The following is a 13537-nucleotide window of genomic DNA, read 5'->3' on the forward strand; positions in this document are numbered from 1 at the left end:
CTCATGACGAACACAACGCTCGCCCCTGACCCCTACGATTTCCTCGCCCTCGAACAGCTTCTCAGCGACGAGGAGCGGATGGTGGCACACACCGTCCGCCAGTTGGTCGTCGAGAAGATCAAGCCGAATGTCGGTGAGTGGTTCGAGAACTGCGAGTTCCCGCGTGAGCTCGCCACCGAATTCGGCAAGCTCGGCATGCTCGGCATGCACCTGTCCGGCTACGGCTGCGCCGGCATGAGCGCCGTCGCCTACGGATCCGCATGCCTCGAGCTCGAAGCCGGCGACAGCGGCGCCCGCAGCTTCGTCTCGGTTCAAGGGTCTCTGGCGATGTTCCCGATCTGGAAGTTCGGATCGGAGGAGCAGAAGCAGGAATGGCTGCCGCGGATGGCCGCCGGGGAGGCCATCGGCTGCTTCGGCCTGACCGAACCCGACTCCGGTAGCGATCCGTCGAGCATGCGCACCACCGCCCGCCGCGACGGCGACGACTGGGTGCTCACCGGCACGAAGATGTGGATCACCAACGGCAGCATCGCCGACGTCGCCGTCATCTGGGCGCAGACCGAGGACGGCATCCGCGGATTCGTCGTCGACACCACGACCCCCGGCTACCAGGCCCGCAAACTCGACCGCAAGATGTCACTGCGCGCGTCGATCACCGCGGAGATCGTCCTCGACAACATGCGTCTGCCCGGCAGCGCAGTACTGCCCGGCGTGACCGGAATCAAGGGCCCACTGTCCTGCCTGAACGAAGCCCGCTTCGGCATCCTGTTCGGCGCGGTCGGTGCCGCCCGCGACTGCTACGAGACCGCCCTCGAATACACGTTGAACCGCACCCAGTTCGGCAAACCCCTGGCCGGGTTCCAATTCACCCAGGGCAAGCTCGCCGACATGCTGATCCGCATCAACCGCGCACACCTACTGGCGCTGCACCTCGGCAAACTGAAGGACGCCGGCACGCTGGCTCCCGCACAGATCAGCTTCGGCAAGAAGGACAACGTCGCCCAGGCCCTGCACGTGGCCCGCGAGGCCCGCGGAATGCTCGGCGCCAGCGGAATCACGTTGGAATACCCCGTCATCCGGCACATGAACAACCTCGAATCGGTATACACCTACGAGGGCACCAACGAGGTACACACCCTGGTCCTCGGCCAGGCCGTCACCAACATCGGAGCCTTCCGGTGAGCACCGTCGCCGCCCTGAAGGGCCACGACCTCGGCCATCGGGTCGTCTCGTACGACGAATCGGACGCGATCCTGTACGCACTGTGCGTCGGTGCCGGGCCCGACGAGTTGCCCCTCGTCTACGAGCGGGACCTGCACGTACTGCCCACCTTCGGTCTCGGTCTCGGGCTGTGGGCGGTGGAGGACGCGGGGGCCCTCGGCGCCTACGACCGCTTGAAGTCACTGCACGCGGCCCAGCACCTGACCGTGCACGAACCCCTTCCCCGCGCGGGGAAGCTCGAGATGCACGCGCGCGTCACGGACGTGTGGGACAAGGGCTCCGCCGCCACGATCGACATCGCCGTCGAGTGCGAGCAGGTGACCGCGACGTACTCGATCCACCTGCCGGGTTCGGGCGGGTGGGGTGGTGAACGGGCGCCGTCGTCGGCCCGGGTCGACCTCGACGCTGCGAGCTTCCAGGAACCGTTCTACGTCGAGCCCACCCTCCCCGCCCTGTACCGACTCACCGGCGACCTGCATCCCGTCCACATCGACCCCGACGTCGCTGCCGGATACGGGTTCGACCGACCGATCCTGCACGGCCTGTGCACCCTCGGCATCGCGTCACGAATGGTCGCGGAAGCGGCCGGAGCGCAGCCGTGGGAGCTCAGTGAGCTGCGTGCACGGTTCGCCGCCCCCGTCCCTCCCGACAACACCCTCACCGTCAGGGCACAGGCCACCGGTGCCGGCATCGACTTCGATGCGCGCATCGACACCACCGCTGTGCTCGCGGGCGGCCACGCCCGCTTCTGACCGATCGACAACGCTTCACCGAAGGAATTCCCCAGCACCACACGAAGTTCCCCCGCCGAAAGGGCACCCGCCATGACCACACCCACCCCCTCCACCTTCGGAACCAAGCAACAGAAACGCGCCTTCCTCGCGAGCCTCGTGGGCACCACCGTCGAGTGGTTCGACTTCTTCATCTACGCCACCGCAGCAACCCTGGTGTTCTCGAAAATCTTCTTCCCCGCCCTCGCATCGAACGTCGGGACCCTCGCGTCCTTCGCCACCCTCGGAGTCGCGTTCCTCGCCCGCCCGGTGGGCGCCTTCATCTTCGGTCACCTCGGCGACCGCCTCGGCCGACGCACGACCCTGATCACCACCCTCACCGTCATGGGTGCCTCCACCGGCCTGATCGGGGTGCTGCCCACGTGGGACCAGGTCGGCATCTGGGCACCGATCCTGCTGACCGCGCTGCGCTTCCTCCAGGGCGTCGCCGTCGGCGGTGAATGGGGCGGCGCCGTGCTGATGAGCGTGGAGAACGCGCCGAAGTCGCGTGTCCGCCTCTACGGCTCCGCACCCCAGATCGCCAGCCCCCTCGCGCTCGTCCTCGCGACGATCGTGATGTACTTCGTCGCCCGGATGCCTAACGAGCAGCTGTTGTCGTGGGGATGGCGCATCCCGTTCCTCGCCGGGTTCGTCCTCGTGGTGATCGGCATGATCATCAGGCTCGGCGTGTCGGAATCGAGTGAGTTCACCGAGGCGAAGAAGATCGGCACGGTCAAGAGCAACCCCATCGCGACGGTGATACGAACGATGCCGGGCAAGGTCGCCGCCGGTATCGGCCTGCAGGCCAGCGTGATCGTCCTGTTCTACCTGATCACGACCTACATGCTCACAATGGCCACGAACATCCACGGGTTCACCAAGAGCGACACCCTGATGATTCTGCTCATCGCCGCCATCATCGATCTCGCCGCCATGATCGGAGTGGGGATCCTCTGCGACCGGCTCTCGGCCTGGACGGTGTTCGTCAGCGGAGTGGTATTCACCGGGGCGTTCGCCTTCCCCCTCTTCGCACTGTTCAACACCGGGAACATGGTCCTGATGATCATCGCGTTCACCACCGCCCTCGTCCTCGGCCACGCCACCACCTACGCCGTGGTCTCGAGCATGACCGCCGAACTCTTCCCCACCGAGGTCCGCTACAGCGGTGTCGCGCTGTGCAGCGCGTTCGCCGGCGTCGCGTGGGCAGCGCCCACTCCCCTCGTCGCGGCGGCACTGGTCCCGACCGACGGCTCCGAGCACTGGTGGCCCCTCGCCGCGATCCTCGTGGGCACCGCCGTGGTGTCGTTCACCGCCGCGTTCGCTGTCCGCCGCAGCTTCGCATCACGTCGCCATCCCCAGGGAAACGGCGGTGACGCCGAGCGTCTGGACGCCCGCATCCCCGCCGGCGACCCGGTGTAAATCTGCGAATTCACCTCCACCGGAAGTGAATTAGCCATACCTCCACACCAATCCCCTATGCAGGAGAAACAATGACTGTGATGCTCACCGATGAGCAACGCGAATTCGGATCCGCGGTCCGCGAATTCTGCCGCCGCGAGGTGGGCAGCAGGGAACAACGAGACAAGCTGACCGACTGTGGGCGCCAGTCCCACAGCCTCGACCTCAACCGGCGGGTCGCCGAACTCGGCTGGGCGGCGATCAATTTTCCCGAGGAATACGGCGGCGCCGGCGGCAACCACGTCGACCTGTGCGTCCTGCTCGAGGAGCTCGCCCGGGGCATGGCACCGATACCATGGCACGGAACGACCCTCATCACCGGAGGCATCTACAACCGGTTCGCGCACGAAGAACTGAAGAAGGCCGTCCTGGCCCGAATCGCCGACGGTGCGGCACTGGCCATCGCGATGTCCGAACCGGGAGCAGGATCAGATGTCGCCGCGATGAACTGCCGCGCCGAGCGCACCACCGACGGCTGGGTAATCAACGGCCAGAAGACGTGGTGCACCAACGCCCACCTCGCCGACAGCATCCTGTTGGTGGCCAGAACCGACCGCGGCGAGAAGAAACACCACGGACTGACCATGTTCCATGTGCCGTCCGATACTGCCGGTCTGTCGATTAAGGGCATCGACACCATGAACGGGGAGGAGGTCAACGACCTGTACTTCACCGACTGTGTACTGCCCGCCGACGCGGTGGTCGGCGAGGTGGGACAGGGATGGCGGCAGCTGATGGCCGGGCTGGACACCGAGCGGCTGATCCTGGCCGCACAGATGCTCGGCACCGCCGAACGCGCCTTCGACGACTGCCTGGCGTTCGTCACCGAACGCACCCAGTTCGGTCAACCGGTCGGCTCCTTCCAGGCCGTCAAACACCGCATGGCCGACCTCGCCACCGAGATCGAGTGCGCCCGCCTGCTCGTCTACAGCGTCGCCCAGCAGGCAGACGACCCGAGTCGATCCACAAACCTGTCCCGCGCCTCGTCCATGGCGAAACTCAAGGCCACCGAGGTCGCAAAGAGCATGTCACTCGAAGGCATGCAGCTGATGGGCGGCTACGGCTACTCCACCGAGTTCGACATGGTGCACCACGTCCGAGTGTCATTGGCCGCCACGATCTACGGTGGAACCAACGAGATCCAGCGAGAAATCATCGGCAAGTCGTACGGTCTCTAGTTGTACTGACCACGGACGTTGGTGACGGCGTGGCGAGGTGACATAAAGAAGACCTCCGAGTGAAGTGCGAGCTGTCTAGGAACGCATCACTCACTCAGGAGGTCTTCGTGGTCCACCGTAATGCCCCGTTGTCCGAAACGGGTCGCCTGCGCCTTGCTCAATGTGTCGTTGATGATGGGTGGCCGCTGCGGCGGGCTGCTGAACGGTTCCAGGTCGCGGTCACCACCGCAGCACGCTGGAGCGCTCGTTACCGCGCCGAGGGGCCGGCCGGGATGGCCGATCGCAGCTCACGGCCACATCGCAGCCCGAACCAGACCCCGACGCGCACCGAGCGGCGCATCATCAAGGTCCGCGTCATCCGCCGCTGGGGTCCGGCCCGGATCGCGTATCTGCTGGGTCTGAATATTTCGACAGTGCACAAGGTCCTGAGCCGGTACGGGTTGGCTCGACTGCGGTGGCTCGACCGCCCGACCGGACGGGTGATCCGTCGCATGCACTCACCGCACTGCGGCGATCTCGTTCATGTCGATGTCAAGAAACTGGGCAAGATCCCCGCCGGCGGTGGATGGCGGAAGGTCGGTCGCTCGGCAGGCAGCCGCAATGCCCGGGCCGACAAAAGCAGCGGCGAGGTCGACAAGTACTACCGTCCGGTCCGCGGCTACCACTTCCTGCACACCGCGATCGACGCACACTCACGGTTGGCCTACTCCGAACTGTTGGGCGACGAACGCAAAGCCACCGCCGCCGCGTTCTGGCTACGCGCCAACGCGTGGTTCACCGAGCACGGCATCACGGTCGAAAAGGTGTTGACCGACAACGGTTCCTGCTACCGATCACACGCGTTCCGAGACGCACTCGGTGAGATCAAGCATCGCCGAACCCGCCCCTACCGACCCCCAACCAACGGCAAAGTCGAACGCTTCCACCGCACCCTGGCCGACGAATGGGCCTACGCCCGCCTCTACACCAGCGACCGCGAACGCTGCGACGAGTTCCCGCGATGGCTGCACACCTACAATTACCACCGAGGCCACACCGCACTCGGCGGCCAACCACCCGCCACCCGCGTACCCAACCTCCCAGGTCAGTACATCTAGTGCCCGTGTAGGGGAGATCGAGGCAGCCATGCGTCGCGGTGCTCAACACCTGAATCACCACCTCATCCGAAGAGCGGATATAGCACGGGGCGATCAGCTCCGACTTTTAGAACGCAATCGAGAACTCATGACGACGGGCCGTGCGCTCTGGAGAGGTAGGGGTGGGCTCCTGGTTGGGTCAGGGACGAAGAGTCGCTGCCCGTACCCAGGAGCCCACCATGTCAGCATCGTCAATCGCGCCGTGTCCGTCGTGCCCACCCTGCTCGCCGGGGCATCGGTGTGCGGTGTATTCGTCCTCCTCGCTGACCGGCGAGCAGTGGGCGGTGTTGGAACCGTTGCTGCCGCCGCCGGGCAACACCACCAGTCGTGGTGGCAGACCCGAAAAGTATTGCCGACGGCTGATTCTGGATGCGATTCTCTACGTGGTTCGCGGTGGAATCGCGTAGCGGCAGCTGCCGGTGGAGTTCCCGCCCGCATCGACGGTGTATGGGATGTTTGCCCGCTGGGTCCACGCCGGCGTGGCATCCACGACGCGCTGCGCGATCGGTTGCGTGTGCGAAGCGGCCGGGACCGCTGCCCGACCGCACCTCTCGATTCGCGACCTGGTAGCTGCCCAGCTTGGGTCGTGGCTACTGCAGCGTCGTACAAAGGATTCCGGTATCCGAGCGAGATCATCGCCCACTGTGTGTGGCTCTACCACCTTCGCGTTGAGCCTGCGTGACATCTCGGAGATGATGCTCGAGCGCGGCGTCGTGGTCTCCCACGAAACGATTCGTCAATGGTGCGCCAAGTTCGGCCAGGACTACGCCAATCAGCTCCGCCGACGGCGACCCCGACTCGGAGACAAGTGGCATCTGGACGAAGTGTTCATCCGGATCAACGGCAAGCAACACTACCTCTGGCGCGCCGTCGACCAGGACGGCAACGTCCTCGACGTCCTGGTCCAGTCCCGCCGAAAAGCCGTGGCCGCGATGAACTTCTTCCGGCGGCTCCTTAAGGGATTGCAGTACGTGCCACGCGTGCTCGTCACCGACAAGCTGGGCAGCTACCAGGTCGCGCATCGAGAGGTGATGCCGTCGGTCGAGCACCGGCGATCGAGGTACCTCAATAATCGGGCGGAGAACTCCCATCAGCCCACGCGACGACGCGAGCGGGGGATGAAACGGTTCGCCTCGGCCGGGCAGGCGCAGCGGTTCCTCTCGGCGTTTGGCGGCATCGCAGGGCACTTTCAGGCGCGGCGACACCTGCTCACCGCTTCCGAATGGCGACGCGAGATGACTGACCGATTCGCCGTGTGGAACGAGGTCACCGGTGTCTCTGCCGCAGCCTGAACGATGCGACTCCGACAGGACCCCTCACTCGGCCCCATACTCCCGGATCCAGCCCTGGGCCCAGCCAAGTTGACGATGCCATCTCACCTACGCACCAGGCGAGGTGGTCGGTGCTGCCGCGGAGATGCCGGCCCCAAGGGCCATCATCGGTACGATCGCGACGGATGCAACAACCGCGCGCAGAATATTCTCGTTCATTGTGCTCACCTTCTATTTCTGTGCCCGGCCTTGCGCCGAACGGGTGGACTTGCTTGTTGGGGTTCGGGATTCCTTCGAAAGTCGGGCTCCCCGTTCTGTGAACACCTTCCATCCTGGTCCCGGCGCGCCCTGGAAACATCAGCGACAGGGTGGAAACACGTCACCCCGGGTGAGCTCCTTCACGGTTGTCTGTAGTTGACAAAGAAACGAACTCCGCGAGCGGATTGAATCATCCCGAGTTCGCTGCGCCCCTTGTCGATTGCCGTATGTGATCGCACATGACGCCCACAATCGAGGCCGTGTGCAATATGCGGTAATCGTCAACGATGGCGGGAAGGACAAACCGAACTGTGAAAGGGCGTGGCACCGCGGCTACGCGACCGGCGCCATCGTCTTCCTCGAATAGGAATTTGCCAGGCCCGCCCATTGTCAGTGAACTACTTGCGCCACAATAGTTCTCGATGTACCAGCCCGGCAGTCGGCTGAAACACCGCCGGCCATTGTCGAAGCTCTCCTGGATCGCGAGCTGGGCACTGAAGGGCAAGGTGTCCATGATCTCGCGCACCCTTCCTTGCCTGCGGGCGACGGCTTGGCGGAATGGCATGCCGGGGGTGGCCTTCATCTGCGGGACGATGCCCTCGACGTCGTCGACACCACCGGCGTGGTGACCGGCGTCGACCATGGCCTGCTCTGCGGCCATCTGCGCGTCGTCCTTCTCCTCGGACATGCCGATCGGGCCGATCATGGTGCCGTTGAGGAACTGCTTGACCACCGGCTCCTCGCTGGTGAGCAGCACCTCACGGGGTCCGAACATCACCAGTTGGCGGCGGAAGAGCATACCGAGGTTGTCGGGCACCGTGCGGGCGAGGTTGATGTTGTGCGAGACGATCAGGATCGTCGCGTCGATCTCGGCGTTGATGTCGATCAACGTCTGCGATGTAGGTCGTGCGGACCGGGTCCAGGCCGGAGTCCGGCTCGTCGACGAGGATGATCTGCGGGTCCAGTACGAGGGCCCGGGCCAGGCCGGCGCGCTTGCGCATGCCTCCGGAGATTTCTCCGGGCAGTTTCGTTTCGGCGCCGATCAGTCCCGGCCGTGGCCGGGTTCGCGGTCGCGGTTCTCGTGCACACCGTCGTCGCCGAGAGGGGTCGGCCACGGTAGCTGCCGTCCGCCGAGCCCGCCGAGTGGGTGCGCGCGATCTTCTCGACCGCCGGCGCCTCGCACGGGAACTTCCTCGGCGCCGTCGACCCGGACACCGGTGGCCACCGAGACGGGCAGCTCGATACCGCCTCTATCTCGAACCGACTGTCAGGCGATTCCAGTGCCGCGACAGGGGTCACCTGCCCGCACTATCTACCTCGGCCGTCGACGGTAGGGAGCAAGTAGATCACCATTCCCACCAAGGCCTGACGATCACCGGCGCTGCGGCGCAATCGAACCGACGGTACTTCGTCAGGTTGATCCGACTACGCGCAGGGTTCTGACTGCAGGTTGGTAGTCAATGGGCGCAAGGCCGGTTGGCATTTTCGGAGTCCGGAATCTAGAGCCAGACACTGTAGGTCCAGCGGCTCTGCACGCTGCGGACGCCATATCCGACCGATTGGTTGGCAGCACTTGATCGCGCTCTATTTCGCCGTGTTTATCACTGTGTGTGCGATATCGAGCATCTCCTTGATATCGGTGAGCTTGACTCGAGGTCGGCCGCGCTCACGTCCCCGCGACCGTTCCTCCGCATCGATTGCCAACCAGCCTTTCCGGTCGACAACCTCGGGGCGGCGCTCGTGGACCAACGTGGCCAGATCCTCTCCGTCACCGAACTTCGGGTGCGGCAGCCGTCCCGCGACCATGTCGTCGATCAACGCTGCCACGGTGTCGTGGGCGCATTGCTTGTTGGTGCCGATCACGCCCGACGGCCCGCGTTTGACCCATCCTGTGGTGTACAACCCCGGAATCGTCGCCGCGGTGTTCGGATCGACGATCCTGCCGTCGACGTTGGGGATCCTCCCTGAGACGTCGTCGAAGGGCACATCCGGTACGGCGGTGCCGCGCAGACCGATCGACCTCAGTATCAGCCCGGCCTCGAGGACTTCCCGATGTTCGGTGGCCAGGGCCGCGAGTGCACCGTCCTGGGTCCGGACCAGCTCGTTACGGACGATCTCGACGCCCTCGACACGATCCTTCCCGAGAATCCGGGTCGGCGACGCCAGGTACCGCAGGACAATGCGCTTGTGCCCCGGAGTGGGAATTACGTCGGCGTACTCTCGGGCGATCCGAGTCTTGAGGTCCGCCGAAAAGGACCGGTCAGCGTCGGTCGCATCTCCGAGGTCGAACTCGTCTGTATCGGCCACGACGTCGACACCCGGGATGGAACCGAGCGCCAGGAGCTCGGGCGTGGTGTACGCAGCCTGGGTGACCCCCCGCCTCCCCAGCACGACGACCTCTCGAATCTTGCCCTTGCGCAAAGCTTCCACTGCATGCTCTGCCATATCGGTTCGAACCAGCTCATCAGGATCCGTGACGAGTAGCCGCGCGACATCCAGGGCGACGTTCCCGTTCCCGATGATCACCGCACGCTCGCACCCCAAATCGAATGTCCGGTGCGCGAAATCGGGGTGCCCGTTGTACCAGGCAACGAACTCGGTGGCTCCTACACTGCCCGGCAGCTCCGTTCCGGGGATGTCGAGTTCGCGGTCCTCGAGTGCGCCGACGGCATAGATCACGGCATGGTGGTGACCGAGCAGCTCATCATTGGTGAGATGCCGGCCGATCTCGACATTGAGGTGGAACCGGAACCCGGGCTTCGCAGCGATCTTGCGGAACACTTCGGTGATTGCCTTCGTGCCGAGATGATCGGGGGCGACCCCAGCGCGCACGAGACCCCACGGCGTGGGCAGACGATCGAACATCTCGATCTCGACGCTGCGGCTCGGCATTCTGCCGAGCAACTCGGCCGCGGCGTACACACCGGCCGGTCCCGAGCCGACGACGGCCACTCGCAAAGGCACGTCCAGCTTCGGCACTTTCACCGGCGTCGGCTTGTCGAACGGCGGTACGGAAGAGTCGAGCGGGTGGCGACGGAAGTACTCCGCATTGATTTCACGGTACCGCGACTGGTGTTCCGGAAGTTCGTCCCCGTGGTAGATCGCCTCGACGGGGCACGCTTCCATGCACGCGCCGCAGTCGATGCAGGTCTGCGGATCGATGTAGAGCATTTCTGTCGTGCGAAACTCCGGATCATCTGGGGTCGGGCGGATGCAGTTGACAGGGCACACCGGGACACAGCTGGCGTCGTTGCAGCAGGGCTGTGTCACAACAAAAGACATGGAAACTCCTCAGACGAAAGCAACCGGATCGGCGACTCGGAATCCGGCACTCAGCGCACGCGCATCGCTACATCGAAAACCGAGAGGTAGGTCAACGCGTGATCTCGCGCGAAGTCGCTGACCTCTCCTTCGTTCGCCATCCTCGTCGCATCGATTGGGGAAACGAGTTCGCACATGGCGGCCATCGGTCGCATGTTGGCCGCTTGCACCAAGCGCACTATCGTTTCGGCGATGCCCGACCCAGCGTTTCGGGCAATGACCGGGGCCACGTGTCCCGGCCGGGACAGCCCGGACGGAACGGTACGCGGGTCTGCGATGGTCCTGATGGTGTGCGCTCGGTCGGCTGCCGAGATTCCGGTACCGATACCTTCCACGGCGTCCACGGTCACCGCCGGGATCGAACTCACCGCCGATGCGACAAGTTGCCACATCTGGGGCAATTGGAGACGGACGCAGTCTTCCTCCGGTACCGCGACTTTCACGAACCCCGAGGTGTGCCGAATCATGAACGCCAGGGATTCGGTGGTCGCGAACTCGGCAGCAACGACAAGGCTCGCTTCTCCGCAAGCGGGATCGAACAGAACGATCGATTTTCCGGCGGCGATATCGGCCACCGCCCGTTCGACGCGAGCCTGGACAGTGCACCGCGGATCGAGCCGGGGCATACAGCTGATCTCAGCGATCGACATTGCCGCTCCTCGCGTTGGTTGCGGATTCCGGCCGAGAGCGCTTGGCGGTGAAGGCCAGGATTGCGGAGCGGAAGTCGTCCCTGCTCGTCAGTCGAATTTGGCCATCGCGCTCACGGGCAAACGCGTTCCCGAGTTCGCGCAGACTCGCCTCGTTGATGGCGCGTTTGGTTTCGATGATCGAGTCGAGGGAGATTCCGCTCAGGCGTGTCGTGAGTTCTTCGAGTTCCGACTCGAACACGTCCCGCTCGTACACTGCCGCCACCAGTCCGGCCCGCTCGGCCTCCTGTGCGCTCAGGCGTTCTCCGAGCAGCGACATCCGCATCGAGATCGCGCGGCCGGCCGATGCGGCGACCAGTGCCGTCGCACCGCCGTCGGGCATCAACCCGATCGAGGTGAACGGCATCGAGAAGAAGGCGTCGGATCGGACGACGGTGAGATCGGCGGCGAGGGCAAGCGAGACCCCCACTCCTACAGCTGGTCCGCGGACGGCGGCGACGACCGGACGGGAGACCCGGGTGATCGTGGTGATGCACCGGGAAGCCGCGTCGGAGGTGCTGGCAGTGTTCTCGACCGACAGCGGGTCCTCGACGTCGAGATCTCCTCCGGCGCAGAAGGCCCGGCCTTTCCCAGAGAGCACGATCACTCGCACGTCGGGATCCTCGCCGGCACTCTGGACGGCATCGGAGACGTTGTGCAAGGTGTCCTTGTCGACGGCGTTCATGCGTTCGGGACGATCGATCAGGATGTGCCGCACCGATTTATCGTCGACGATACTCACAGTCATGGAAGAACCTTCCGGAAGAAGTCAGCGATCTCGGCGACGCCGTCGCGTGCTCGAGGGAGAAAGTCGGTGAAGAGCGTCCACGCATGGCAGGTGTCCGGGTAGACGGACAGCGTGCTCGTGCCGCCCCCGGACTGCACCGCATGGTGGATCCGGACCGCATCGTCGAGCAGGATTTCGCTGTCGCTGGCCAGCAGCAGGATCGGAGGTAGGCCGGTGAGGTCGGCGAAGACCGGAGAGGCAAGGGGGTGGTCGTGGTCGTGCCCGCGGAGGTATGTGGCGGCGAGCATGCCGAGCGAGCGTTCGGTGATGACCGGGTCGGTGTCCCGGTTGGTGGCGACGCTTTCTCCGGATGCCGTGAAATCGGCGAGGGGAGACACCGCGACGGCGACCGCAGGCAGCGTGGCGCCGCGGTTGCGGGCGTCGACCAGGACGGCCACCGTCAGGCCACCGCCGGCGGAATCACCGCCGACGGCCGTGTGCCCGGGTCCGTATTCGGCGATCAAGGCGTCCACCACAGCCGCCGCGTCCTCGAGTGCGGCGGGAAACGGATGTTCCGGAGCGAGCCGGTAGTCGGGCAGGATGACCGCGGACCCGAGCGCCCGGGACAGCGCTGCGGCGGCATGGCGGTATCCGTACGGACTCCCCATGACGTAGCCACCGCCGTGAAACCACACGAGCACGTTGTCGTCGATCGCGGGTCCGGCCGCGACGCGTAACGCTCCGACGCCGCCGACGACGATTTCGTCGACCGAAACATCCGCGGAAAGTTCGGGTTCCAGCATCATCTCGTCGAGGTTGTGCCGGAGTTGTTCGAGTGTGAGGCGTCCGTTGCCGAATACCGCGGCGAAGGAGTTTCGGGCACGCTCGAGCGCACCCTGGTGATCGACTGCGGAGTCGACGATTTCCGAGTGAGTCATGCTTGCGCCCTGCCCGTGGTCGCGAGCGCCGCGTGGGTGCCGAAAGCCCTGCCGTGGTAGGTCAGGGGCGGAATCGTTTCGCTGGCGATGTCCACGACGCGCCCGAACACGACCGTGTGGTCGGCCACCTCCAGGGTTTCCATCACCTCGGCAGCGATCCAGTGCGGGACATCGGCGATACGCGGCACTCCCCCGTCGACCCGCCACGCGACGTCCTGGAATTTGTCCTGTCCCTTGCGCGCGAACTGCCCGGCGAGCGCCGACTGCCGACTGCCGAGGACGTTCATCCCGAAGCGCCCCGATCTGAGGACCAGTGCCAGCAGGTCCGATCCCCGATCGAGGGAGACCAGCACCGACGGCGGCGATATCGACAGCGACGCGAAGGCGCTGACGGTCGTGCCGTGGGGGCGGTCCCCGTCCATCGCGGTCACGACCGCGACCGGTGTGCACACCGCGGCCATGGCGTCGCGGAAGCGCGTTGCCAGTTCGTCGAGTTGCTGTGCGGGCATGTCGGATGCCTTTCGTACGTGTGATGCCGGATGGAGGAGTGGATTGCGGGTGCCGGACCGCCGG

12 protein-coding genes and 2 pseudogenes are annotated in these 13537 nt (G+C 65.1%); 7 read left to right on the forward strand and 7 right to left on the reverse strand.

All coding sequences use genetic code 11. The annotated features are described in order from the left end of the window. Positions 1 to 3 precede the first annotated feature (3 nt). The 7 genes and pseudogenes from CJ177_RS42385 to CJ177_RS42415 all read left to right on the forward strand — a co-directional run bounded on the left by CJ177_RS42385 (position 4) and on the right by CJ177_RS42415 (position 7055). Entirely contained in the window at positions 4 to 1182 is a 1179-nt protein-coding gene (locus CJ177_RS42385; RefSeq protein ID WP_095870604.1) for an acyl-CoA dehydrogenase family protein, read from the forward strand. After that, a complete protein-coding gene (locus CJ177_RS42390; RefSeq protein WP_095870605.1) occupies positions 1179 to 1973 on the forward strand; it encodes a MaoC/PaaZ C-terminal domain-containing protein in 795 nt (264 codons plus the stop codon). The genes CJ177_RS42385 and CJ177_RS42390 overlap by 4 nt, the downstream gene beginning before the upstream one ends. A 72-nt stretch (positions 1974 to 2045) precedes the next feature. Continuing rightward, on the forward strand, positions 2046 to 3410 hold the full coding sequence (locus CJ177_RS42395) for an MFS transporter (protein ID WP_095870606.1): 1365 nt from the start codon (positions 2046 to 2048) through the stop codon (positions 3408 to 3410). Between the two features lie 71 nt (positions 3411 to 3481). Next, on the forward strand, positions 3482 to 4627 hold the full coding sequence (locus CJ177_RS42400; protein WP_095870607.1) for an acyl-CoA dehydrogenase family protein: 1146 nt from the start codon (positions 3482 to 3484) through the stop codon (positions 4625 to 4627). Positions 4628 to 4734: 107 nt separating this feature from the next. Continuing rightward, complete coding sequence (locus CJ177_RS42405; RefSeq protein ID WP_095870608.1) at positions 4735 to 5724, forward strand: IS481-like element ISRhosp6 family transposase; 990 nt, start codon at positions 4735 to 4737, stop codon at positions 5722 to 5724. A gap of 218 nt (positions 5725 to 5942) precedes the next feature. After that, positions 5943 to 6170, forward strand: a complete 228-nt coding sequence (locus tag CJ177_RS48895; protein WP_257014966.1) for a transposase — start codon at positions 5943 to 5945, stop codon at positions 6168 to 6170. A gap of 179 nt (positions 6171 to 6349) precedes the next feature. Then, positions 6350 to 7055: pseudogene (locus CJ177_RS42415) on the forward strand (IS6 family transposase). Positions 7056 to 7482: 427 nt separating this feature from the next. On the opposite strand, the pseudogene CJ177_RS42420 reads toward CJ177_RS42415, so the two are convergent. The 7 genes and pseudogenes from CJ177_RS42420 to CJ177_RS42450 form a co-directional block, all read right to left on the reverse strand. Continuing rightward, positions 7483 to 8341 (reverse strand): annotated as a pseudogene (locus tag CJ177_RS42420) (ATP-binding cassette domain-containing protein); the annotation flags it as partial. Then, the gene (locus CJ177_RS49630) at positions 8335 to 8517 is read right to left on the reverse strand and encodes a hypothetical protein (protein WP_179443404.1); all 183 of its coding nucleotides are present in this window, start codon (positions 8515 to 8517) and stop codon (positions 8335 to 8337) included. The gene CJ177_RS49630 and the pseudogene CJ177_RS42420, both read right to left, overlap by 7 nt. Positions 8518 to 8876: 359 nt before the next feature. Continuing rightward, the gene (locus CJ177_RS42430) at positions 8877 to 10574 is read right to left on the reverse strand and encodes a 4Fe-4S binding protein (protein ID WP_095870609.1); all 1698 of its coding nucleotides are present in this window, start codon (positions 10572 to 10574) and stop codon (positions 8877 to 8879) included. Between the two features lie 50 nt (positions 10575 to 10624). Continuing rightward, entirely contained in the window at positions 10625 to 11263 is a 639-nt protein-coding gene (locus CJ177_RS42435; RefSeq protein WP_095870610.1) for a 3,4-dihydroxy-2-butanone-4-phosphate synthase, read from the reverse strand. Beyond that, positions 11250 to 12047 carry an enoyl-CoA hydratase-related protein gene (locus CJ177_RS42440; protein WP_095870611.1) on the reverse strand — a complete coding sequence of 266 codons (798 nt, stop codon included), beginning with the start codon at positions 12045 to 12047 and terminating at the stop codon, positions 11250 to 11252. The genes CJ177_RS42435 and CJ177_RS42440 overlap by 14 nt, the downstream gene beginning before the upstream one ends. Continuing rightward, the gene (locus tag CJ177_RS42445) at positions 12044 to 12964 is read right to left on the reverse strand and encodes an alpha/beta hydrolase (protein WP_095870612.1); all 921 of its coding nucleotides are present in this window, start codon (positions 12962 to 12964) and stop codon (positions 12044 to 12046) included. The genes CJ177_RS42440 and CJ177_RS42445 overlap by 4 nt, the downstream gene beginning before the upstream one ends. After that, complete coding sequence (locus CJ177_RS42450; RefSeq protein WP_095870613.1) at positions 12961 to 13473, reverse strand: flavin reductase family protein; 513 nt, start codon at positions 13471 to 13473, stop codon at positions 12961 to 12963. Before CJ177_RS42450 ends, CJ177_RS42445 begins: the two co-directional genes overlap by 4 nt. Between the last annotated feature and the right edge of the window lie 64 nt (positions 13474 to 13537).

Source organism: Rhodococcus sp. ACPA1 (genome assembly GCF_002300195.1).
GTDB classification, from domain to species: Bacteria; Actinomycetota; Actinomycetes; order Mycobacteriales; family Mycobacteriaceae; genus Rhodococcus_F; species Rhodococcus_F opacus.

What these genes read in the sequence shown, in the direction of transcription:
- CJ177_RS42385 (WP_095870604.1), top strand. Translation starts at nt 4, where the DNA reads ATGACGAACACAACGCTCGCCCCTGACCCCTACGATTTCCTCGCCCTC.
- CJ177_RS42395 (WP_095870606.1), top strand. Translation starts at nt 2,046, where the DNA reads ATGACCACACCCACCCCCTCCACCTTCGGAACCAAGCAACAGAAACGC.
- CJ177_RS42400 (WP_095870607.1), top strand. Translation starts at nt 3,482, where the DNA reads ATGACTGTGATGCTCACCGATGAGCAACGCGAATTCGGATCCGCGGTC.
- CJ177_RS48895 (WP_257014966.1), top strand. Translation starts at nt 5,943, where the DNA reads ATGTCAGCATCGTCAATCGCGCCGTGTCCGTCGTGCCCACCCTGCTCG.
- CJ177_RS42430 (WP_095870609.1), bottom strand. Translation starts at nt 10,574, where the DNA reads ATGTCTTTTGTTGTGACACAGCCCTGCTGCAACGACGCCAGCTGTGTC.
- CJ177_RS42435 (WP_095870610.1), bottom strand. Translation starts at nt 11,263, where the DNA reads ATGTCGATCGCTGAGATCAGCTGTATGCCCCGGCTCGATCCGCGGTGC.
- CJ177_RS42440 (WP_095870611.1), bottom strand. Translation starts at nt 12,047, where the DNA reads ATGACTGTGAGTATCGTCGACGATAAATCGGTGCGGCACATCCTGATC.
- CJ177_RS42445 (WP_095870612.1), bottom strand. Translation starts at nt 12,964, where the DNA reads ATGACTCACTCGGAAATCGTCGACTCCGCAGTCGATCACCAGGGTGCG.
- CJ177_RS42450 (WP_095870613.1), bottom strand. Translation starts at nt 13,473, where the DNA reads ATGCCCGCACAGCAACTCGACGAACTGGCAACGCGCTTCCGCGACGCC.